Origin of the sequence: Limnohabitans sp. 2KL-3, from assembly GCF_001269405.1 — a bacterium.
Lineage (GTDB): Bacteria > Pseudomonadota > Gammaproteobacteria > Burkholderiales > Burkholderiaceae_C > Limnohabitans_A.
This window is the reverse complement of sequence record NZ_CXON01000022.1, coordinates 1-22,152: the sequence shown is the minus strand read 5'-3', so window position 1 is coordinate 22,152 and position 22,152 is coordinate 1. Positions and strand designations below refer to the sequence as shown.

Here is a 22,152-nt window from a genome sequence, read left to right as displayed (position 1 = left end):
ATGATGGCGATCCACCAAGGACCCTCATGACCAGACCACTTCTCGATGAATCGGCCATTCACCCGGCCATTCGCCAACGCGTTTCCGAACACCATCTGCCCGTCATTACACGGGTGCAAACCGCCATCGCCCAGCACCCAGTGGTGGTGGTCGGCTTGTCGGGCAACCCTTATGTCAGCAAGGCCCGCAAAGCACTGACCGCAGCGGGGGTGGCGCACGAGTACATCGAGTTCGGCAGTTATTTCTCGCAATGGCGCTTGCGCAATGCCCTGAAGATGTGGACCGGCTGGCCCACTTTCCCAATGGTCTTTGTGCGTGGCACCTTGGTCGGTGGCGCCGATGACCTGCGCCGCTTGATCGACAGCGGCGAACTCCAGACCTTGCTCAAAGCCTGAGTGAGATGGCCGCAATGGCAAAACCCGAGTTGTGGCGTACCGAGGTGCGCGATGCGGTGGCCGTGCTCAACATTCCCGGGGCGTTGAAGCGGCCCCGCACGTTTGACATCGATGTGAGCTTGCTGGTGCGCGTGCCCGAAGAGAATGCCGAGGCTTGGCACGCATTGACGCTGGAGATCGATGGCAAGCAGCAGTGGCAACGCCGCATCGCCAGCAACTGCCCGGGGCAAACCGATGGGCTCGATTACCACTGCCGTGTCGTGCTCGAAGCCGGCCCCGCCCTTCGCATCCGCGCTGTGGCGGACACACGTGGCGCTGTGGTGCAACGCCTGCAGATCGAGGCCCGCGAAGACAGTCCTTGATGCCAGCCCAACGCATTGGACAGGCCCTGCAGGTACGGCGCCCTCGCCGCGAAAAAACCACCACGGATCGCCCCGGGGGGCGGGGCTCCTACAAATGGTGTGGCAGGGCTGCTTGCTGAACCGACAAGCTTGTTGTGGGAGCGGCGCCCTCGCCGCGAAAAAACCATCACAGACCACCACGGATCGCCCCGGGGGCGGGGCTCCTACAAATGGCGTGGCAGGCCTGCTTACAGAAACGACAAACATGATTTGGGAGCGGCGCCCTCGCCGCGAAAAAACCATCACAGACCACCACGGATCGCCCCGGGGGCGGGGCTCCTACAAATGGCGTGGCAGGGCGGCTTGCTGAACCGACAAGCTTGTTGTGGGAGCGGCGCCCTCGCCGCGAAAAAGTCATCACAGACCACCACGGATCGCCCCGGGGGCGGGGCTCCTACAAATGGCGTGGCAGGGCGGCTTGCTGAACCGACAAGCTTGTTGTGGGAGCGGCACCCTCGCCGCGAAAAAACCATCACAGACCACCACGGATCGCCCCGGGGGCGGGGCTCCTACAAATGGCTTGACAGGCCTGCTTGCTGAACCGACAAGCTGGTTGTGGGAGCGGCGCCCTCGCCGCGAAAAAACCAGAACAGACCACCACGGATCGCCCCGGGGGCGGGGCTCCTACAAATGGCTTGACAGGCCTGCTTGCTGAACCGAGAAGCTGGTTGTGGGAGCGGCGCCCTCGCCGCGAAAAAACCAGAACAGACCACCACGGATCGCCCCGGGGGCGGGGCTCCTACAAATGGCTTGACAGGGCTGCTTGCTGAACCGACAAGCTTGTTGTGGAAGCGGCGCCCTCGCCGCGAAAAAGTCATCACAGACCACCACGGATCGCCCCGGGGGCGGGGCTCCTACAAATGGCGTGGCAGGGCTGCTTGCTGAACCGACAAGCTGGTTGTGGGAGCGGCGCCCTCGCCGCGAAAAACCATCACAGACCACCACGGATCGCCCCGGGGGCGGGGCTCCTACAAATGGCGTGGCAGGGCTGTTTGCTGAACCGGCAAGCTTGTTGTGGGAGCGGCAGCCTCGCCGCGAAAACCATCACAGACCACCACGGATCGCCCCGGGGGCGGGGATCCTACAAATGGCGTGGCAGGTCTGTTTGCTGAACCGACAAGCTGGTTGTGGGAGCGGCGCCCTCGCCGCGAAAAAGTCATCACAGACCACCACGGATCGCCCCGGGGGCGGGGCTCCTACAAATGGCGTGGCAGGGTTGCTTAACCGATGACCGCCAACTCGCGCAGCGGGCGGTTTTGCGCCAGACGCTCAAATCCGAGTTCTTGCACGTCGATGGTTGGTGATGGCCATTGCAGCATGCACTCGGCCAGCGCCAAACCGGCTCCAGCCGCATGCTGCATGCCGTGGCCAGAAAATCCGTTGATGAAATACAAGTTGCGCAACTCAGGGTGCGGGCCGATCACGGCGTTGTGATCGAAGGTGTTCATCTCGTAATAACCTGCCCAGGCCCGCTCGACCCGCAGTGCAGCCAGCGCCGGAATGCGGTGGGCCAGCGAAGCCCATTGTTCGTCGTTCCATTCGGCCCAGTCAGGCTCCAGCGGCAAGCCGGGCTCGGTTCGTGTGGGCTCTGATCCGCTGATCAAAAACCGTCCCTCCGGGCGCAGCCACCAACCCGTGGGGTCGATCAGCAAAGGGCACAGGGTCAAGGGCTCGGGGCAAGACAGCACAAACACCGTGCGCCTGGCCCCCACCACCGGCAACTGCACCCCGGCCATGGCCGCCACTTCGCCGCCCCAGGCCCCTGCAGCGTTGACCACCTGAGCGCAGCCCAAACTGCCGCCACTGGCCAGGCGTACCCCCGTGATCTGTGTGGCCGTGTGGTCCAGGCCCACCACCCGGTCGTGCAGGCGCTGCACGCCCTGCGCCATGGCTTTTTTCAAGAACGCTTGATGCAGGGCCGGGCCGTCAAACCAACCCTCGCCACTCAGGCCCAAGCTGCCCAGCGCCACATCGTCCACATTCAGCCAGGGGTAACGCTGGCGCAGGGCTTCGGGTGTCAGCAAAGCCACATCGGCACCGGCCTGTTTTTGAATTTGATGCGCGGTGTGCAAGGCGGCCGTTTGCTCGGGCTGGGCCAAATACAAATAGCCGGGCTCTTGCAAGCCCAGCGCCACCGGGTGGTCGGGCAGACCCAGGTGTTGCTCCGCTTCGCGTAAAAACCCGATGCCGAACTGGCTCAAGCGGATGTTGACGGGGCAGGTGAATTGCTGGCGGATCGAGCTGGCCGACAGCGACGAGGAGGCTTTTTCGTAGCGTGTGTCCGACTCGACCAGCGTGACTTTTAAGCCAGGCTGCAAGCGGGTCAGCCAATAGGCCGTGGCCGCGCCCATCACGCCGCTGCCCACAATCACCACATCGGCGCGGCTCATGGGCGAGCGCCTTCGGCCAAAGCCGCCCGGTACACCAGCCGTGCCGCCACCGTGTCTTCCACCGCCTGGCCCAGCGATTTGAAAATGACGGTGGTGCCTGCTGGCGGGGGTGCCACGCGACCGCACAACACCTCCCCGATTTCGGCCGCGACCCTGGCACCCGAGAGCATCACATCGCCCGATTCTTTTTCGGCCGCTTCGCGCTGATCGGCCACCACCCAGTGGGCCATGGCCGCGTCGTCCAGCTCGCGCCAAGTGGGGCGGGGCGCACCCACGGCTGCCACAAAGGCCCCGGGCTTGAGCCAAGCGCCGTGCAGCACGGGTTCGCTGGCATTGGTCACGGTGCACACGATGTCAGCGCCGCGCACGGCGCCTTCGGCGCTGGCGCAAGCCACGCCGCCAATGTCGTGTGCGCACTGCTGCGCGTTGGCTGCGTTGGGGCTCCATACGCGAATTTCGGACACCTCGCGCACGGCCCGCAGCATTTGCGCGTGGCTGCGGGCCAGCACGCCGCTGCCCAGCATGGCCACCACTTGCGGGGTGCGTGGCACCAGCGCGTCGGCCGCCACGGCAGAGGCCGCTGCCGTGCGCATGGCGGTGATGGTGTTGCCCTCCATCACGGCCAAGGTTTTGCCCGTGGCCGGGTCCATCAGCACAATGGTGCTGAGCAGCGTGGGCAAGCCCTTTTGCGCATTGCCCGGCACCAGGGTGATGAGCTTGGTGCTCAGGGCGTCGCCCAGCTGCGCGGGCTTCAAAAACAACAAGCCATCTGCCGATGCATCGCCTATGGGCATGACCATGCGCAGCGGCTGCACCACTTGGCCCAGTGTCAAGGCGACCAGGGCCTCGCGCACGCCTTGCAGCAAATCGGGCACGCTCAACAGTTGCTGAACACGGGTTTCGTCAAAGTAATGGACCATGTCAATTCTCTTGGGGAGGATTTGCCTGAGGGGGCAACACCCATGGGGTGGCCGCCAGATACCGGGTTTCGAAATCACGAATGGCCTGCGCATGGGTCAGGCTCATGCCCACCGCATCCAGACCACGCAGCAGCATTTCTTTGTGCAAAGGGTCGATGTCAAAGTGCAGCGTCTGCCCGTCGCCTGCGGTGTACAAGCTTTGTGTGGGCAAATCCAAAGTGAGGCTGCAGCGCTGTGGGTCTTGGGCCAGGGCCATCAGTCGGTCCACTTCAAAGGCGGGCAACACCAGCGCAGGCACGCCGTTGCGCATGCAGTTGTCGCTGAAAATCCCGCCAAAGCTGGTGCCCAGCACACAGCGGATACCCAGCTCGCGCAGGCCCCACACCGCGTGTTCGCGGCTGGAGCCACAACCAAAATTGGGGCCTGTGACCAGAAAATGCGCCTCGCTCCAAGGGGCCTGGTTCAAGACAAAGTCAGGGCGCATCTGGCCCGAGCCATCAAAACGCATGTCGTGCAAAAAGCCCTGAGCCAGGCCTTGCCGGTCAATGCCCTTGAGGAACTGCTTGGGCATGATCTGGTCGGTGTCCACATGCGGCAAGGGCAGGGCGGCGGCGCAACCCGAGAGGCGGGTGACGGCTGGAAAGGCTGAATTCATCCCATCGCTTTCAGTGGCAGGGCAGGGTGCGCAGATCGGTCAAGGCCCCGGTCACGGCCGCCGCCGCCACCATGGCCGGGCTCATCAGGTGGGTGCGTGCGCCCGGGCCCTGGCGACCCTCAAAATTGCGGTTGGTGCTGGAGGCGCAGCGGTCCCCGGCGTTCAAGTGGTCTTCATTCATGGCCACACACATCGAGCAACCCGCCTGCCGCCATTCAAAACCAGCCTCTTCAAAAATGCGTCCCAGGCCTTCAGCATCGGCCTGCGCACGCACCATCGAGGAGCCGGGCACCACCAAGGCCCGCACGCCGGGTGCGACACGGCGGCCTTTCAAAAAACGCGCCGCATCGCGCAGGTCGTCGATGCGGCTGTTGGTGCACGAGCCAATGAACGCGTGGCTGATGGGCAAGCCTTGCAGGCGTTGGCCGGGCTGCAAATCCATGTAGGCCAAGGCGCGTTGCATGCCTTGTCGGCGTTGCAGGTCGGCCTCCAGCGCCGGGTCGGGCACCACGCCGTCGATGGGCATGCCTTGGTCCGGGCTGGTGCCCCAGGTCACGCGCGGGGCCAAGGTGCGGGCGTCCAGACTGACTTCTTGGTCAAATACCGCCCCGTCGTCGCTGCGCATCAAACGCCACTGCGCGACTGCTGCATCCCACTGTGCGCCTTGTGGCACGCGCGGGCGACCGTGCAAATAATCAAACAGGGCATCGTCCGGGGCCACGATGGCTCCCCGCGCAGCAGCTTCCACGCTCATGTTGCACAGCGTCAAGCGGCCTTCCACGCCCATGGCGCGAATGGCCTCTCCCGCGTACTCGATCACATGGCCCGACGCCCCATCGGCCCCAATGTGTGCAATCAGGCTCAGCACCAGGTCTTTGGCCGTGACGCCGGGCGGCAGCTGGCCGTGCACCGTCACACGCATGTTTTTTTGTGGGCGGTAAATCAGCGTTTGGGTGGCCAGCAGGTGTTCGATCTCGCTGCTGCCAATGCCAAAACCCAAAGCGCCCATGGCCCCGTGGGTGGTGGTGTGGCTGTCTCCGGCCGCCATCACCATGCCGGGCAGCACCCAACCTTGCTCGCTGGCCACCACATGTTCAATGCCCTGGCGAGCGTCGAGCATGTCAAACAGCTCAATGCCGTGCCGTGCACAGTTGTGTGCCAGCGTGCTGACTTGACGAGCGCGGCCGGCATCAAGGAGCACCATGGTGCGGGCGTTGCGCACCGGTGTGGTGGCGTTCACATGGTCCACCACCGCCAGGGTGGACGCGGGTCGCCAGACGGGACGCCCTTGTGCGTGCAAGGCCGCAAAAGCCTGCGGGCTGGTGTATTCGTTGAGCACCTGCCGGTCCACGTACAGCAAGATTTGCCCGCTGTTGCCCAGAGGCCGCACCGTGTGCGCATCCACGATGCGCTGGTACAGGGTGCGCCCCGTCATGCGGGCGGTGATGTGGGCAATGAGGCGCTGCCCGCCGCATAAGCGGCCGTGGCCGCGACCACATCGTCCACGGCAATGGTGGCCGCCGTCAGGCCCGTGGGCAGCACGATCACACCATCGGCATCGACCACGACATGGTCACCGGGCGTGAAGGTCACGCCCCCAAAATGCACTGGCACATCGCGCTCGCCCGCACCGGTGCGGCTGCCGCGTTTGGGCACCGTGCCCAAGGCTTTCACGCCAATGTCAATGCCGTTCAGTTCATTGGCATCACGCACCACACCATGAATGACCACCCCTGCCCAGCCGTTGCGCGAGGCCAAATCGGCCATCACGTCGCCAAACAAGGCCCGCGCTACCGAGCCTCCGCCATCGATCACCAGCACCTGGCCCAAGCCCGGCTGGCTCACGGTGTCGCGCATCAGGCCAATGTCTTCGTGGATGCGCAGGGTGCGCATGGGGCCAGTGAAGGCCCGGCGCAGGCCGTAACTTTGAAACAGCACGGCGCAGGCTTGTGCTTCATCACAGGCATCACACAGGTCGGTGGTTTTGGGGATGGGGCTCATGGCTCAGTCCATGCGCACATTGGCGTCCTTGACCAACTTGGCCCAGGACGCGCTGTCTTCGGGAATGAAGGCCGCAAACGACTCGGGCGTGCCGCCAATGATTTCACCACCTTGCGAGGCGATTTTTTCGGCCACATCGGGCAGCTTCAAAATGGCGGCGATTTCGGTGTTCAAGCGCCGGGTGATGTCGGCGGGCAACTTGGCCGGGCCCAACACGGCAAACCACTGCAGCATCTCGGCGTTGGGCACACCGGCTTCGGCCAGGGTGGGCACATTGGGCATCAGGGGCGAGCGTTTTTCGCTGGTGATGGCCAGCACGCGCAGCTTGCCCGCCTGGTAGTGCGGCAACACATTGGGCGGGCTTTCAAAGTTCAGATTCACCTGGCCCGACAGCAAATCCACAATCGCCTGACCGCTGCCCTTGTAGGGAATGTGGTTCATCTGCGTCTGGGTGGCGAGCATGAAGCGGGCCGCCGCCAAGTGCTGCGCACTGCCACTGCCCGACGACGCAAAGCTCAGGCCCATGGGCTTTTGTTTGGCCAGCGCCACAAACGAGCGCACATCGGTGGCCGGCACGCCCGGGTTGACGGTCAACAGCAAAGGCGTGGACGCCACGCGGATGATGGGCGTGAAATCTTTCACCACGTCATAAGGCAGCTTGGGGTAGAGCGCAGGAGCCACCGAATTGGAGTTGCTGTGGCCCAACAGCAGGGTGTAGCCATCGGGCCGGGCCTTGGCCACGATGTCAGCGCCCACGGTGCCCGCAGCACCGGCCTTGTTGTCCACCACCACCGACTGCCCCAGCCGCTCTTGCAGCTTTTGGCCAATGGTGCGTGCCAGCACATCGGTGAACCCACCGGGCGCAAAACCCACCACGATGCGGATGGGTTTGTCGGGCCAGTTCTGGGCAAATGCGCCGGTGCTCAGGCACAGGGCCAAAGCCACGGCGGTGCGGCGAGAAATTTTGTTCAGGTTCATGAGTTATCTCTGTTGGGGTCAGTCAATCTGTGCGCCTGAAGCCTTGACCACCACGGCCCACTTGGCCAGGTCTTTTTTCAGCATGCCGGCAAACTCGGCGGGTTGGGTGATCAGCACATCGGCGCCTTGCGCATTGAAGCGCTCGATCACGTCCTTGTTTTTCAGCACCTCTTGCACATCCTGGTTGATGCGGCGCACCACCGCAGCCGGGGTTTTGGCCGGGGCAAACAGGCCGAACCAAGGGGACACGTCAAACTCTTTGAAGCCCCCCTCGGCAATGCTGGGGATGTTGGGGAAGTTGCCCGAGCGCACCGCACTGGTCACCGCCACTGGGCGCAGCGTGCCGCTTTTGATGGCCCCGGAGACCGATGGCAAACTGGTGAACACCATGTTGATCTGCCCGCCCATCAGATCTTGCATGGCGGGCGCTGCGCCCCGGTAAGGAATGTGTTCGAGCTTGGTGTTGGCGGCGGCATTGAACATGACGCCCAGCAAATGGTTGACCGAGCCATTGCCCGCCGAGCCAAACGTCAAGGGTGTGCGTTGGCCTTGCTCTGCCAGATCCTTGATGCTTTTGACCGGCGAGTCCGGGCGCACCACCAGCACAAAGGGCAGGGTGGCCAAAGTGGCCACAGGCTCAAAATCTTTTTCGGGGTCGAAGGGCAGTTTTTTGTACAAAGCCGCGTTGATGGCGTGCGATCCTGCATAGCTCATCAGCAAGGTGTGGCCATCGGCCGCGGCTTGTGCCACATGCTCCATGCCCACGTTGCCGCCTGCACCCGCGCGGTTCTCGATCACCACCGACTGGCCCCATTTTTCGCTCAACTTTTGACCCACGATGCGGGCCAAGGCATCCGACGCACCGCCCGGCGTTTGTGGCACCACAATGCGCACAGGCTTGGATAAAAACTCTTGCGCCAACACAGCGCTTTGGCCCATGCACAGACCCACAGCCAAGGCCAGTAAATTCAATCGACGGTTCAGCATCTCAGCTCCAGAAAACAAGAGGTCAAGAATGACACGAAGGGCCACCCGCGCTTGTCTCGCGTCGGACAAAATCGATCGGGGTTTACCCAAGGCCCGTGACACAATGAAATCATGATCATTCGCCAAATTGCAGGTGCCTTGGGCGCCGAGCTGCACGGGGTCGATCTGACCCAGCCCCTGTCTGCAGATGTGCAACAAGACATCCGCGCCGCCTTGATGCAGCATCAAGTCATTTTCTTTCGTGGGCAGGACCTCTCGCCCGATCAGTTCATGCGCTTTGCACACACCCTGGGCCAGCCGGTCGAATACCCTTTTGTCAAAGGCTTGGACGGCTTTCCTTGTGTCATCGAGGTGAAAAAGCTCGAGCATGAAAAGGTCAATTTCGGCGGCATCTGGCACTCCGACACCACTTACCTCGAACAGCCCCCCATGGGCTCGATGCTGCTGGCCAAAGAAGTGCCACCCTACGGCGGTGACACCCTGTTTGCCAACCAGTACATGGCTTGGGACACGCTGTCTGACACCATGAAATCGCTGCTAGATGGCCTCGTGGGCATCAGCAGCTCGGCCAAAGCCGACGTGTCCAAAACCCGCGAAGACCGCATCAAAAGTGACGGCAAGGACAGTGCCCCCAAAGAGTACCAGGCCCACCACCCGCTGGTGCGAACGCACCCCGAAACCGGGCGTAAAGCTTTGTATGTCAACGTCGCCCACACCTCGGGCATTGTGGGCATGACCGAAGCCGAAAGCACGCCCATCCTCAACTTCCTGTTTCAGCACCAGGTCAAGCCCGAGTTCACCTGCCGTTTTGTGTGGCAAGCCCATTCGCTGGCCGTGTGGGACAACCGCTGCACCCAGCACAACCCCGTCAACGATTACCACGGTTTTCGCCGGGTGATGCACCGCATCACGCTGGCGGGCGACACACCCGTTTGATAATGTGCAAGGCGGCCATGCGGGTCGCTTTTTTGATCGACTGGGAGTGCGTGTGAAATTCAAGATGTCCGAGAAATCATTGTTTGCGGTGCTGCTGCGCTCGCCATGGTGGATCAGCTTTGTGTTGGTGGCCGTCATCGCCTTGGTGGCCGGGGCCTTGTTGCCTGAGCAGTACAAGGGCGTGGGCATGTTGGGGGGCTTTCCGTTTTTTGTGATCGGTTGCATGGCCCTTTGGCGTCAGCGCAATTTGCCCACTGCAGCCGAGACCGAACAGGTCTTGCAAACACTGGCGACCATGAATTGGCGTGACTTTTCTGCCCTTCTGGACACCGCATTCACCCGCCAGGGCTACAGCGTATTGCCGCTGAAAGGTCCCTGTGACCTGCAATTGGAGAAAAAAGGCGTGCTGACCGTGGTCAGTGCCAAGCGCTGGAAGGCCGCCAACTTGGGGATTGAACCCTTGCGCGAACTGGTGGCTGAGCGCGATCGCCTGCAAGCGTCCAACAGCGTGTGCATCACCCTTGGCCAAGTCAGTGCCAAGGCCCGTGAATTTGCAGCCCAAAACCGCATCACGCTCATCTCGAATGGCGATCTGGTCGTTTTGACTGCCGACACCTTCAAAACCTTGTGAGCCCATGACCGCTGAACACCCCATCCTCGATGCCCAAGCCCTCAAGGCTTTGGGCGAAGCCTCAGCCCCCAAGGCCTGCACCTGCGCTGTGGGTGCCTGCACCGGGTGGGAAAGCATCACCGAAGACCGCTGGCCTGCAGCGCAAATGAACCGCCTGGGCACTTTGCGTTCAGCGCCCGCCGATCCCTATGCAGGGGCAGACGCGGAGCCGACGTTTGAAGAGTTTCACCCGAATGGCACGCGTTACGAATCGCCCAACGCGCCGATCGCGCCACGGTTTTTTCCCTACAACCGCTGCGATGTCTTGGCCTGCAGCCAATGCCAACACGTGTTGCTCAAGTACACCGAATTTGGCGGCTACTACGTGGACCACCGCGTGCGTGCGCTGCAGCCCAACTTGGTGGTCGAGACCCCCAAGTTGTAGGCCGTGAAGGTACAGGCCAGGCATTGAGCCCCGACGGGTGGATGAGCACCTGTCGGGTCAGCACTCAATCGGCCTTGATGCCGTTCTCGCGCACCACCTTGGCCCAGGTGTCGATCTGGCCATCGATGAAGGTTTTGGCTTTTTCGACGCTGCCGCCTGAAATTTCGATGCCTTGGGCCACCAGGCGCTTGGACACATCCGGGTTGGCCAAGGCCTTGTTCAGCTCTTCGTTCATGCGCTTGACAATCTCGGGCGGGGTTTTGGCCGAGGCCAGCACAGCCCACCAAGCCGGAGCCTCAAAGCCGGCAAAGCCCGCTTCGGCAATGGTGGGCACATCCGGAAAATCAGCCACCCGCTTGGCCGAAGTGACAGCCAGCGGCCGCAAGCGCTTGCTGTCGATGTGTGGCTTGTTCAGGAAAACCGTGCTCATGGTCAGGGGAATGTGCCCGGCAATGGCATCGTTCATCAAAGGGCCGCCGCCCTTGAAGGGCACATGGTTGAACTCCATGCCTCCGTTTTTGGCCAGCAAAGCCATGGCGAGGTGGCCCAAGCTGCCGTTGCCAATCGTGCCAAATGAAACGTTCTTTTTGGCCTTGGCGGCAGCCACCACATCGGCAAATGTTTTGTATTCGGTGCTTGCATGGGTCGACAGCATCATGGCCGAAGTGCCGACCAGCACCAGCGGCACCAGGTCTTTTTTGCTGTCATAAGGCATGCTCGCCATCAAGCTCTGGTTGACACCATGCGTGTCAAACACCACAGCAAAGGTGTAGCCATCGGCCGGTGCACTGAGCACGCTGGCCGTGCCAATCACACCCGAGGCACCGCCCTTGTTTTCCACCACCACGCTTTGGCCCAATTGCTGAGAAAGCGGACCCGACAAAATGCGTGCCACCTGGTCCACCGAGCCACCGGGTGGAAACACCGCCACCAGCTTGATGGGCTGTTTGCTGGGCCAAGCCTGGGCCCACGACAGCAGTGGCAAGCAAGCCACCACGGCCGCGCAGGCCCAGTGTGAGATCTTTGTTTTCATGAGCAACACCTTCAAAAATTCAACAACAAGCAGTATCGACTCTTAAGCTGTTTTGGCGTTGAGCGTAATCCCTTAGGGAGTAAGCCCTGTGAAGTTTGAAGTGAAAGGCTTGTCTTGTACACAACGAGTGTGGGAGCCCCGCCCTCGGGGCGATGGTTGGTGGTCTGCGAGGCTTGATCGCGACGAGGGCGTCGCTCCTACAAGGGAATGCCCTGCATTTTGTGGGGGCGCAGCACAGGGGAATGCCCTGCATTTTGTGGGGGCGCAGCGCAGGGGAATGCCTGCCTTTTGTAGGAGCCCCGCCCTCGGGGCGATGGGTGGTGGTCTGTGAGACGTATCGCGGCGAGGGCGTAGGTCCTGCAAAAAAGTGAGGCAGGCCGCGACCGAGTGGGCCCACGGACCTGGCCTGGGCTTTCACACCGTGGCAATGGGGGTGGCGGGTGAGCCAATGGCTCCGGGCAGGCGCAGCGGCGGCGCTGTCAGCAAAAAGCGTGAGCGACCTGCTTGACGCAAATGTTCTGCCAAAGGCGTCAGGTGCCAGATCTCACCCAAATGGACCCCCAGCTTGAATAAACAATGTTCGTGCAAAGGCAAAGACGCGCAGCTGCCCGGCTGGGGTGTCGACGGCAAACCCTCCACCGCGTAGTTGTCCGCAATCAAAGCCACCAGCCCCGAATCGGTGATCCATTGCAGCAACTTGTCGTCGCGACCTTCCAGCACCGCGCACGAATGCTCCACGGCGTGCGGGTCCGGGTTTTTGTTCATCTCCAGCAGCATTTGCGCAAAGCCCGTGTGCAGGCACACCATGTCGCCGTGCTCTACCACCACCTGGTCTTTGCGCATGATTTCCATGAGCATGTCGAAGTCCACACGCACCCGCTCTCTGCTCAAATGGGCATGCAGGTCAATCATCACGGCACGCCCTTGCACGCAGCGCTCGGACATTTTCTCGATGCCCAAGGCCTTGGCCTGGCTGGTCGATTCACGGGCAATGTCCGGAAAGCCAAAAATACCCGCCCCCTCTGCACTGCGTGGCCCCACGACATCGGTGCCCGCCTTGAAACCGTTGTAATAAACCGGCTCGGGCAGGCCATCGCCGTTGGCGTCAAACATCGAACCCACATGGGCCAAACCATCCCACTGCGTGCTGTACTGCAAATGCATGATCACCAAATCGTCGCAAATCACGTCGGTGCAATCGGGGCTGCTGCACCACAGCTGGTAGTTCATGTTCGGCTGGCCCTCGCGCAAAGTCGGGCGCAAAACAGGGGGCTGACGGCGCGGGTTGAGCACATTGCCGCCCGGAAAATCCAGTGGCAGGCTCAGGTTGAAGCTGTGTCCCGTGCGCACCTCGGCCATGCCCTGCAGCACCTTTTCGGGGGTCAACCAATTCATGCGACCGCATTGGTCATCGGGGCCAAAGTCACCCCAATTGGATCCGGGTGGGCGTTGTTTCCAGCGGGGCGAAGTGGACATGGCGGTCTCCTAGAAATGGGGTTGAAACCTCATCATCGCAAAATCCAGCAAGGACCGCTGTCCGCCGCATGACCCTCTGATACGCGGCTAAAAACCGGGCTCAAACCGTTGTTGTGCTGTTGATCTGGCTTTGTGAGAGTTTCAAGTGAAAGGCTTGTCTTGGGCACAGCGATCAGCGTGGGAGCCCCGCCATTGGGGGAATCTTTTGCATTTTGTAGGAGCCCCGCCCTCGGGGCGATTCTTGGTGGTCTGCGGGGGTGATCGCGACGAGGGCGTCGCTCCTACAAGGGGAATGCCCAGCACAAGGGCAATGCCCAGCACAAAGGCAATGCCCAGCCCACGGGGCGATGCCCTGCATTTTGTAGGAGCCCCGCCCTCGGGGCGATTCTTGGTGGTCTGCGGGGGTGATCGCGACGAGGGCGTCGCTCCTACAAGGGGAATGCCCAGCACAAGGGCAATGCCCAGCACAAAGGCAATGCCCAGCCCATGGGGCGATGCCCTGCATTTTGTAGGAGCCCCGCCCTCGGGGCGATTTCTGGTGGTCTGCGAGGGTGATCGCGACGAGGGCGTCGCTCCTACAAGGGGAATGCCCAGCACAAGGGGAATGCCCTGCATTTTGTAGGAGCCCCGCCCTCGGGGCGATTCTTGGTGGTCTGCGAGGGTGATCGCGTCGGGCCTGCACACCAAGCGCTGATGCAAACTTCGTCGGGCCGGATCAAGAGCCGGGGCGACCCACCTCTTTCCACCGCTGGCCCTCCATCACCCAATAACTGTGCAGGCGTTTGGGGGTGCGACCGGCGGTTTGCAGTTCGTGGCTCAATACCGCCACGTTTTGCTGCTTGTCTGTCCACTCAAAGGCCGAGATCAGCTGCCAATCGCCGGGTGTCTTGCGCATCTGTTCTGGCTCAGGCCAGGCCTTAGGTGGGGCCTTCAGGTGAGGGGCCTTGGCCGCATCGTGCCAAGTCAGTTGTTCTGCAATGACCACGGGGGTGTCGGCTTTGAGCCCCAGCTGGACCAAGCGCGTCATGTCGTCATTGGCCAGCACCACACAGCCATCGGTGGCGGTGGGCGGGCGTGCGTATTGCTGACTGGGCGAGCCATGCAGCCAAATGCCCGAGCCCGTTCTTCTTTGCTCTTTGTCGATGGGGCTGGGGTAGTCCAAAGTCAAGGCCCCTGAGCCATACAGGTCAGGCAGCATTGGATCGGTCAGGTGCTTTTGAACAAAGTACACCCCTGCCGGGGTTTTGCCATCGCCTTCGCGCCATTTGCCCATGCCATTGTTGCCAATGGACACATAGGCATCAAAGACCACTTTGAACGACCTTTTCCCTGCATCATCCCGTTGGTTGGCCAACACATAAAGACGCGATTTTTGGGCATCCACCAACACCACCTGCGCCACATTGGGGGACAAATAACGCACAGGGGCCGGGTATTGGCCGGCAAAAAAAGCCTTGTCCTGGTGGCGTGTGCGCTGCAAGGCTTCGGCTTTGAGTTGGCTCAAGCGTTGGCGCACATCAGGGTGTTGCAACAAAGCGTCGCGCTCGGGCAAGCCCCCCGACAGGCTGGCCAACAGATCGGCATAAATGAACTGCCCCAGCTGAAAGTTCGGGAATCGTTCAACCATGGTTTGCGCCACCTGCATGGCTTGTGCATGCTCCCCCGCATTCAACAGCTGGTAAGTCTGCAAAAACAGGGTTTCACCGTTTTCTGTCGGCTTTTCCCGTGGGGGTTTGGCACCTGCAGCAGCCTTGCTCCCCGGTGCGAGACCGAGCGGCTCGTCCTTGGGCGGTTCGCTGGGTTCATACAAGGTGTGCCACGCAGCGCGGGGTGTCGAATGGCCATTCGCGTGCGAATCACCTTCAGTGCTGGATTTGGCCACGGCATCCACGCTGATCAAGCGCAGCAAAATCCACAGCGCTGCCAACAGCGGCAGCGCCATCCACAAGACGCGTGACCCCGTCTTGCCCCAACCCAGTCTCAAAAAGGTCCCTTGAACCCGTTGCCAAATAGCCATGTCTCTCAATCCGTAGTTTCGCTTTGAATCAACCATTGACCCTCACGTTTTTGCCACACCATGGTTTTTTGGTCGAGTCGGCGCAAGCGCTCGTCCTGATAAACCTGGGTGAACTTGACGGTGGCCCATGACCCGTTGATCTGCAGTCTGAGTTTTTCAAATGAAATCTGGATGCTTTGCTTGCTCGAAATCCGATCACTGCGCAACCGGGTCCAAGCCGCTTTGCTCAGACCTTTGGGCGGCACAAAATCCGGACTGTAAAAACCGAGGTAGGCCGGAACATCTCTGGCACTCCAAGTCTCACTCCAGCGGGTCAAGGCTGAACGCAGCGCACTGTCATCACTCACAGCCGGTTCTTGGGCGTCTGGCTGGGTGCCCGATGCCAAGCTGGGGGTGACCTGGATGTTTTCTCTCAGCTCAATGGGCGGCAACCAGTTGCTGGCGCCGGGGTTTTCCGACGGCTTTTGATAAAACCAAAGGGCCAGCAGCAGCCACAAAGGAATGCTCCATAAAACCAGCCGACGAGGCCACAGGGTGTGGGTTCTGAATAAATGTCTCAAGCGCATGCTCACTGGGCGATGACGTTTTCCCGCTCAATCCTCCAGCCGCCTTCGTGGCGCACCAAATCCAGGCGTTTGCGGTGGGTCGAAAAAATGTTGTCGGACTCGTAAACCTGGCTGAAACGGGCCACCACCTTGACACCGACTTTCTCAAAGCTGAATTGACGCACGGACACGCGAACAAACTTTCGCTCCGCAATGCGCGACGTGCGCTCGGCTTCCCATGCGGCCCGTCCAAGCCCTTTGGGCATTGAAAAATCCGGCGTGTAAGACGCGAAATACTGCGGCATGTTTTGAGCGCTCCAGGCCTGTGCCCATGCTTCGATGGCCGCTTGGACTTGCTGGCGTGTGGCCTCGTCCAAGGGCGTTTTCTCGTTGGCCTGGACCGGTGCAGTCTTGGGTTGGATCGCCTGCACAGCGGGGGCAGGTGCAGCGCTGGGCACCGCTGCGGCAGGCGCAGCGCTGGGCACTGCGGCGACCGTGTCGGCCGCAGGGGGCGGCAAAGTGGCTTTTGCCGGGCTTGGGGCATCGGTGGCCACCGGCTTGGGTTTTTTCTCGATGCTGCTCAGCGAAGTCGATGCTAACAAAGTCAGCTTGGGCGCGGCGGGTTTTAAGGGCCATTCGGTCTGCAGTGCACTGGCATAAGCCTTGCGCGAGACCTCGGCCTGCAAGTTTTGCATGTTTTGGTGCACTGTCCACAAGGCCGGAACGCGTTGCATGGCCAAATTCAGCCAGCGCCTGGCCTCATCGTGCTGCCCCAAACTGGCGTGCAGCACGCCCAAATTGTTGTAGGCCTCCAGCATGTCGGGCTGCGCTTTGACCAGTGCGTTCAGGCAAGTGATGGCTTTGGGCGTTTGGTTTTGGTTCGCCAAGACCACACACTGCAGCAATTGAAATTGAGGGTCTGGGGCGGGTTTTTGCAACTGACGAGCGATTTCTTGCCCCGCTTCGGCCAAGCGCCCGGCCTGCATCAACTCGCGCACTTGCACCAGCGATGCGGGCTCAGCCTCGAGCAAAGCCGTGAGCGCAGGGGATTTGGGTGTGCTGGTCACAGGCCACAGCAATACCCCCAAACAAAGCCAGCCACGGATCAACAAGTTCATGTGCACAGTGCCCACCTCAAATGAACAGCCTTGCAGGTTCGTTCAAGCGCTCCAAAGTCATGCCACAACCGCGGGCGACACAGGTCAGAGGCTCGGGAGCGATGAACACCGGCACGCCGGTGGCATCGCTCAACAATTTGTCCAAATCACGCAGCAAGGCCCCCCCACCGGTCAGCACCATGCCTTTGTTGGCAATGTCTGCGCCCAGCTCTGGTGGCGTGCTTTCCAAAGCGTTTCTGACCGACTCAATGATTTGCCCAAGCGGCTCGGTCAGCGCCTGCGTGACTTCGTTGCTGGTGATCGTGAAGGTGTGGGGCACCCCCAAGGCCATGTGGCGGCCATTGACCTCGATTTGCAAGACTTCTTTTGACGGCAAGGCACCGCCCACCGCGATCTTGATGCTTTCTGCCGTGTGTTCACCAATCAACACGCCGTGATGGCGGCGCACATGGGCCATGATGGCCTCGTCAAATGTGTCGCCCCCCACGCGGATGCTGGATTTGAAAACCATGCCGGCCAAAGAGATGATGCCGACCTCGGTGCTGCCCCCACCCAAGACCACCACCATGGAGCCCGTGGCCTCGGTCACGGGCATGCCCGCACCAAAGGCCGCAGCCAAAGGCTCTTCCAGCAAAAAAACCGCTTTGGCACCCGTGGCCAAAGCCGACTCGCGAATGGCACGCCTTTCAACCTGAGTCGACCCACACGGCACACAAATCACCATGCGGGGTAGCGATCTGAAAAGCCCTTTGGGCCGCACCTTGCGAATGAATTCCTTCAGCATCAGTTCGGTCAAGGCGAAATCGGCAATCACCCCACCGCGCATGGGGCGAATGGCAGACAAATTGCCGGGCACCTTGCCCAACATCGCCTTGGCCTCGCTCCCCACCGCCTGCAAAGACTTTTTACCCAAAGGTCCACCGATTGAGCGAATGGCTACCACCGAAGGCTCATTCAAAACAATGCCTTGTCCTCGAACGTACACCAAAGTGTTGCAAGTCCCCAAATCAATCGCAATGTCTTTGGGTTGAAAAAATCCTGAAAACATTGAGTTAGGCAGTTAAATTGATTATTTTGTTAAAAATCACAATTTAATTGTATCCTCAATGTCGTGGTCAACAAATAAAGTGTTTGCAGTCGAGGTGTCACTTCATGCCTCACAACCTGTGAGTCCTTCACAAGGCTAGGCAGACCGTTTCGGGTTTTTGTGAGGACCAGCCTTCCTGACATCGGGTTCGGTGGTGGTCTGCAACGCTTGATCGCGACGAGGGCATCGCTCCCACAAGGGAGGGGATGGCCCAGCAATATGGGTGATGGCCCAGCAATACGGGCGATGACCCCGCATTTTGTGGGAGCCCCGCCCTCGGGGCGATGGGTGGTGGTCTGCGAGGCTTATCGCGACGAGGGCGTCGCTCCCACAAGGGATTGCCCCGCCCCCGGGGCGATGGGTGGTGGTCTGCGAGGCTTATCGCGACGAGGGCGTCGCTCCCACAAGGGGAGGGATGGCCCCGCATTTTGTGGGAGCCCCGCCCCCGGGGCGATGGGGGACTTAGGCCACCAGAGAGGTCAGCAACTTTTGTTGCGCGGGCAAGCACTGGGTGTGCAGGTCGTAGCGCGACACGGCGGTGTCTCGGGCGCGTTGGCGCAGGTTTTGGTAGGCCTGGGGGTGGGCCAGCACATGGCTGGCTTTGTCGGCCAAGGCTTCGGTGTCAAAGAAATCCACCAACACACCGTTGTGGCCGTCTTCAATCACCTCCATCACCGGGGCGGTGCGCGAACCCACCACCACACAGCCTGCGCTCAGGGCCTCCACGCAGCTCCAGGACAGCACAAAGGGGTAGGTCAAATACACATGGCATGCCGACAGCTGCAAGACCTTGAGGTAGTTTTCATAAGCCAAAGTGCCCAGAAAATAAATGCGCGACAGGTCCAGCTGGTCTTTGACTTCGTTGAGGTAAATGTTTTTCCAGCTGCTGCCTTGAGGGGCCGCCTGGCCATAGCTGTGGCCGTCGCCGCCCACGATCAAGGTGATGACTTGGGGCCTTTGTGCCTGGATTTTGGGCAAAGCCCGCATGAACTGGTGGTAACCCCGGTAGGGCTCGAGTTGCCGCGCCACAAAAGTCAGCACCTCGTCGCCCACCTGAATGCGGTGGCCTGTGCCGTCGGCGTGTTGCAGCTGCATGTGGGGCTTGGCATCGGGCCGCACCACTTGGGTGTTGATGCCGTCAAACACCACATCAATCCGGTCTTGCCATGCGCTGGGAAAAGTGCTGCGCTGCCAATGGGTGGGGGCCATGCCGTGGTCCATGCATTCAAGAGCCAGCATGTGGGTCATGTTTTTCAAGCGCAGCTGCGCCAGCATGTCCATGTTGACGGTCTGCATGCCCGGCTCAAAGCCCACATCGCGGCCCGTGGCGCTGTAATAAAACTCTAAAAATGCCAAAACCTTGGTCTGCGGCCACACCTCTTTGATGAACATGGCCTCGCCCCAAGCGGGGTGGGCCACCACCAGGTCGGGGTACCAGCCTTGTTGCTTCATGGCCAGCATGGCCTGAAGTGCCGAGGTGCCCCGGATCAGCTTGGTCTCAAATTCGGCCAGCCAAGGGTGAATCGTTTTGCTGGGCTGCATATTGGGCTGGTGCCGCACCATGTCCACGCCCGTCAAGCCTTTGCCTTGTATGGCCAAGGCCCGCACGCTGTGGCCAGCCGCCTGCATGGCGGGGGCCAAATGGCGAAATTGCCCCGGAAAATTCTGGTGAATGAAGAGGATGCGCATACAAAGTGTTGAAATGACCAATATCTTCAAATAGCTAAAAAATACATTTTCAATAAAAAAATGTCAAAAAAGTGGTTTTTCTTGGTTTGGATGTCGTTTTTTTTCGGATTTCCTACAATGACCTATTCCCAATCTCCTGTTTTGTTGCGCGGCGTCGTGGTGCCTGGTGGCGTGGTGTGCCCGTTGTTTCGCACCGAAAGCGGAGATTTGGTGAGTTTGACCGGTCTGAGTGTGCAAGGTTTTGCGCCCGGCATTTTGATGAGTCTTCAAGGTCGATGGGAAACGCAGTCGGTCTGCATGCAGGCCTACCCCACCTTGCGTGTTGAACACATTTCAGTCAAGGAGCCTTTGCGATGATCATTCCAACATTAACGCCCACCGACCCGCTGTACATCACCCAGTGGCACCTGGCCATGATTGGCAAGCTGGGCTTTGCCGGGGTCAACAACACCGTCGGCATGGAACGGGTTTGGGCCGATTACACGGGCTTGAGTGTCCGAGTGGGCATTTGGGATTCTGGGGTGCAAGCCACCCAATGGGATTTGAGCGCCAATTTTTTCAGCTCGCTTTTGGTCTCTGTGAACGGTCAGATCAACGCGGGCTTGCCACTGACCCCGGCTGACATTCATGGCACGGCCGTGGCCGGTTTGATCGCCGCAGACAACAACGGCCTGGGCGGGGTGGGGGTCGCGTTTGACGGCAGCATCACCAGCGTCACCATTTTTGGGGGGCCTGATGACATCAACCTCAACTGGGACCGCTACTTGCTGACCTTGGACGGTTTGCAGAACTTTGATGTCACCAACCACAGCTACGGTGCCGTGGCCAATTTTTTGACCTTGGCCGATGTTCAAAAGTTTCACAATGCAGCGGTTTTTGGGCGCAAGGGTTTGGGCACCATCACCGTCAAATCGGCGGGTAATTACGACGCCAATGGCAACGGTGACGGACTGGACGCGTCCCAGCACAGCGTCACAGTGGCCGCCATTGCGGCCGATGGCTACATTGCCAGTTATTCCACCTATGGGGCGCACATTTTGGTCAGCGCCCCAGCCGGCTCGGTGACCACCGATGTGACCGGCTTGGGTGTGGGTTATGACGGCCTGTTGAACGGCGATTACACCAACACCTTTGGTGGCACCTCGGCTTCTGCGCCCATTGTGACTGGGGTGGTGGCGCTGATTTTGGATGCCAACCCGCTTTTGGGCTGGCGCGATGTGCATGCCATTTTGTCTTTGAGCGCCATTGGCACGGGCAGCATTTATGGCGGTCCGGCCAACACCGAACACTTTGGCTGGCGCTGGAACAAGGCCAACAACTGGAACGGCGGCGGACTGCACTACAGCGAAGACTATGGCTACGGCATGGTCAACGCCTACAACGCCGTGCGCATGGCCGAGGTCTGGAGCCTGTTCATGCCGCAAGCGCAAACATCGGCCAACGAGCAAACATTGAGCACCGGCCTCATCAGTGCCAACATGGCCCTGGTCGATGGCGGCACGCTGATCTACAACTTCAACGTGACGCAAAACATGTCTTTGGAGCATGTTTCATTGGATGTCAATTTCACGCACGCCAACTTGACGCAACTGCGCATTCAGCTGGTCTCGCCGTCGGGCACCAGCATGAACCTCTACAACGGCACCACGGGCACGATGTCGACTTCTGACCTGGGCCTGTCTTACGCCTTTGGTCTGGATGGCCTTCGGGGCGAGCAAATGGCGGGCACCTGGTCGCTGCGCATGCAAGACACGGGGCTGGGCGAAACGGGCACGCTCAATACGGTGGCGTTGACGGGTTTTGGCTCCGCCGTGAATGTGAACGACGTTTACCATTACACCGATGAAGTTTTAACCCTGCAGACCCAAACGGGCCAGACCCAGCGGGTGAACCTGATCGACACCAACGGGGGGGTGGACTGGATCAACGGTGCCGCCCTGTACCAAGATGTGTTGCTGGACCTCAATTTGGGGGCCAACTCCACCCTGGGCGGCGTGAAGTTCATCACCATTGGCATAGCCAGCGCGATAGAAAATGCCGTGACTGGCGACGGCAACGACCGCCTGCAAGGCAACAACCTCGACAACCAACTGCTGGCTCAGCAAGGTGATGACACTTTGTTTGGCGGCTTGGGCAACGACACACTGGATGGCGGTGACGGACTGGACTGGGCGGTTTTTCAGGGCTTGTCCAGTGCCTATGTCATCACCACATCGGGGGGCAAAACCCTGGTTTCGGGGGCAGAGGGCAGCGACTGGTTAACCGGCATTGAATACATCGCCTTCAGTGACAAAAACCTGCTCGACCCCACCGCCTTGCTTGGCACACCTGCGCCCCCCTTGGTCGGTCCTGGGCCTGGCGCGGGATCGGTGACGCCACCACCCCCGCCACCACCGCCACCACCGCCACCACCRMSCACCGCTGGGGCAGACACCCTCAACGGAACAGCGCAAGCAGACCTGATCGAAG

Annotated in this window: 21 protein-coding genes; 7 read left to right on the top strand and 14 right to left on the bottom strand. The window is 60.8% G+C overall.

The features are described from left to right. Positions 1 to 26: 26 nt before the first annotated feature. Positions 27 to 395: a glutaredoxin domain-containing protein gene (locus tag AMM41_RS18740; RefSeq protein WP_089962983.1), complete on the top strand. Its 369-nt coding sequence runs from the start codon at positions 27 to 29 to the stop codon at positions 393 to 395. A 5-nt stretch (positions 396 to 400) separates the two neighbouring features. Then, the gene (locus AMM41_RS18735; protein ID WP_089962981.1) at positions 401 to 757 is read left to right on the top strand and encodes a hypothetical protein; all 357 of its coding nucleotides are present in this window, start codon (positions 401 to 403) and stop codon (positions 755 to 757) included. 1,259 nt (positions 758 to 2,016) lie between these two features. Here AMM41_RS18735 and AMM41_RS18730 read toward each other — a convergent pair. Genes AMM41_RS18730 through AMM41_RS18700 form a run of 7 tightly spaced genes read right to left on the bottom strand, consistent with a single transcriptional unit; the run spans position 2,017 to position 8,727 of the window. After that, on the bottom strand, positions 2,017 to 3,186 hold the full coding sequence (locus AMM41_RS18730; protein ID WP_089962979.1) for an NAD(P)/FAD-dependent oxidoreductase: 1,170 nt from the start codon (positions 3,184 to 3,186) through the stop codon (positions 2,017 to 2,019). Next, positions 3,183 to 4,106: an ornithine cyclodeaminase family protein gene (locus tag AMM41_RS18725; RefSeq protein ID WP_194944871.1), complete on the bottom strand. Its 924-nt coding sequence runs from the start codon at positions 4,104 to 4,106 to the stop codon at positions 3,183 to 3,185. The genes AMM41_RS18730 and AMM41_RS18725 overlap by 4 nt, the downstream gene beginning before the upstream one ends. A 1-nt stretch (position 4,107) precedes the next feature. After that, positions 4,108 to 4,761, bottom strand: a complete 654-nt coding sequence (leuD, locus tag AMM41_RS18720; protein ID WP_089962975.1) for a 3-isopropylmalate dehydratase small subunit — start codon at positions 4,759 to 4,761, stop codon at positions 4,108 to 4,110. A 10-nt stretch (positions 4,762 to 4,771) separates the two neighbouring features. Beyond that, complete coding sequence (gene leuC / locus AMM41_RS18715; RefSeq protein ID WP_089962973.1) at positions 4,772 to 6,196, bottom strand: 3-isopropylmalate dehydratase large subunit; 1,425 nt, start codon at positions 6,194 to 6,196, stop codon at positions 4,772 to 4,774. After that, positions 6,193 to 6,762 (bottom strand): ribonuclease E activity regulator RraA, encoded by a 570-nt coding sequence (gene rraA, locus AMM41_RS18710; RefSeq protein ID WP_089962971.1) that lies wholly within the window; start codon positions 6,760 to 6,762, stop codon positions 6,193 to 6,195. The genes leuC and rraA overlap by 4 nt, the downstream gene beginning before the upstream one ends. A gap of 3 nt (positions 6,763 to 6,765) precedes the next feature. Beyond that, a complete protein-coding gene (locus AMM41_RS18705; protein ID WP_089962969.1) occupies positions 6,766 to 7,740 on the bottom strand; it encodes a Bug family tripartite tricarboxylate transporter substrate binding protein in 975 nt (324 codons plus the stop codon). Positions 7,741 to 7,758: 18 nt separating this feature from the next. Next, positions 7,759 to 8,727, bottom strand: a complete 969-nt coding sequence (locus AMM41_RS18700) for a Bug family tripartite tricarboxylate transporter substrate binding protein (protein ID WP_089962967.1) — start codon at positions 8,725 to 8,727, stop codon at positions 7,759 to 7,761. 111 nt (positions 8,728 to 8,838) lie between these two features. On the opposite strand from AMM41_RS18700, the gene AMM41_RS18695 reads away from it, so the two are divergent. From AMM41_RS18695 to AMM41_RS18685, 3 genes are all read left to right on the top strand, one after another. Further along, on the top strand, positions 8,839 to 9,663 hold the full coding sequence (locus AMM41_RS18695) for a TauD/TfdA dioxygenase family protein (protein ID WP_089962965.1): 825 nt from the start codon (positions 8,839 to 8,841) through the stop codon (positions 9,661 to 9,663). A 64-nt stretch (positions 9,664 to 9,727) separates the two neighbouring features. After that, positions 9,728 to 10,294, top strand: coding sequence for a restriction endonuclease (locus AMM41_RS18690; protein WP_228769359.1), 567 nt, complete (start codon positions 9,728 to 9,730; stop codon positions 10,292 to 10,294). A gap of 4 nt (positions 10,295 to 10,298) precedes the next feature. Continuing rightward, a complete protein-coding gene (locus AMM41_RS18685; protein ID WP_089962963.1) occupies positions 10,299 to 10,718 on the top strand; it encodes a hypothetical protein in 420 nt (139 codons plus the stop codon). Positions 10,719 to 10,782: 64 nt separating this feature from the next. Here the strand turns inward: AMM41_RS18685 and AMM41_RS18680 are convergent, their stop codons facing one another. The 7 genes from AMM41_RS18680 to AMM41_RS18650 all read right to left on the bottom strand — a co-directional run bounded on the left by AMM41_RS18680 (position 10,783) and on the right by AMM41_RS18650 (position 19,683). Then, a complete protein-coding gene (locus AMM41_RS18680; RefSeq protein WP_089962961.1) occupies positions 10,783 to 11,751 on the bottom strand; it encodes a tripartite tricarboxylate transporter substrate binding protein in 969 nt (322 codons plus the stop codon). Positions 11,752 to 12,165: 414 nt separating this feature from the next. Then, positions 12,166 to 13,227, bottom strand: a complete 1,062-nt coding sequence (locus AMM41_RS18675) for a cyclase family protein (RefSeq protein WP_089962960.1) — start codon at positions 13,225 to 13,227, stop codon at positions 12,166 to 12,168. Positions 13,228 to 13,942: 715 nt separating this feature from the next. Then, a complete protein-coding gene (locus AMM41_RS18670) occupies positions 13,943 to 15,244 on the bottom strand; it encodes a L,D-transpeptidase family protein (protein ID WP_194944870.1) in 1,302 nt (433 codons plus the stop codon). A gap of 5 nt (positions 15,245 to 15,249) precedes the next feature. Continuing rightward, positions 15,250 to 15,810 carry a YybH family protein gene (locus AMM41_RS18665; RefSeq protein ID WP_089963081.1) on the bottom strand — a complete coding sequence of 187 codons (561 nt, stop codon included), beginning with the start codon at positions 15,808 to 15,810 and terminating at the stop codon, positions 15,250 to 15,252. A 2-nt stretch (positions 15,811 to 15,812) separates the two neighbouring features. Beyond that, a complete protein-coding gene (locus AMM41_RS18660; RefSeq protein ID WP_089962956.1) occupies positions 15,813 to 16,907 on the bottom strand; it encodes a L,D-transpeptidase Cds6 family protein in 1,095 nt (364 codons plus the stop codon). Between the two features lie 16 nt (positions 16,908 to 16,923). After that, positions 16,924 to 17,955 (bottom strand): rod shape-determining protein, encoded by a 1,032-nt coding sequence (locus AMM41_RS18655; RefSeq protein WP_089962954.1) that lies wholly within the window; start codon positions 17,953 to 17,955, stop codon positions 16,924 to 16,926. 501 nt (positions 17,956 to 18,456) lie between these two features. Further along, entirely contained in the window at positions 18,457 to 19,683 is a 1,227-nt protein-coding gene (locus AMM41_RS18650) for a glycosyltransferase (protein WP_089962952.1), read from the bottom strand. 117 nt (positions 19,684 to 19,800) lie between these two features. Here AMM41_RS18650 and AMM41_RS18645 point away from each other — a divergent pair, with 117 nt between their 5' ends. Then, complete coding sequence (locus AMM41_RS18645; RefSeq protein WP_194944869.1) at positions 19,801 to 20,040, top strand: hypothetical protein; 240 nt, start codon at positions 19,801 to 19,803, stop codon at positions 20,038 to 20,040. Further along, positions 20,037 to 22,152: S8 family serine peptidase (locus AMM41_RS18640; protein ID WP_089962948.1), on the top strand; the 2,116-nt coding region annotated here is incomplete at its 3' end. The genes AMM41_RS18645 and AMM41_RS18640, both read left to right, overlap by 4 nt.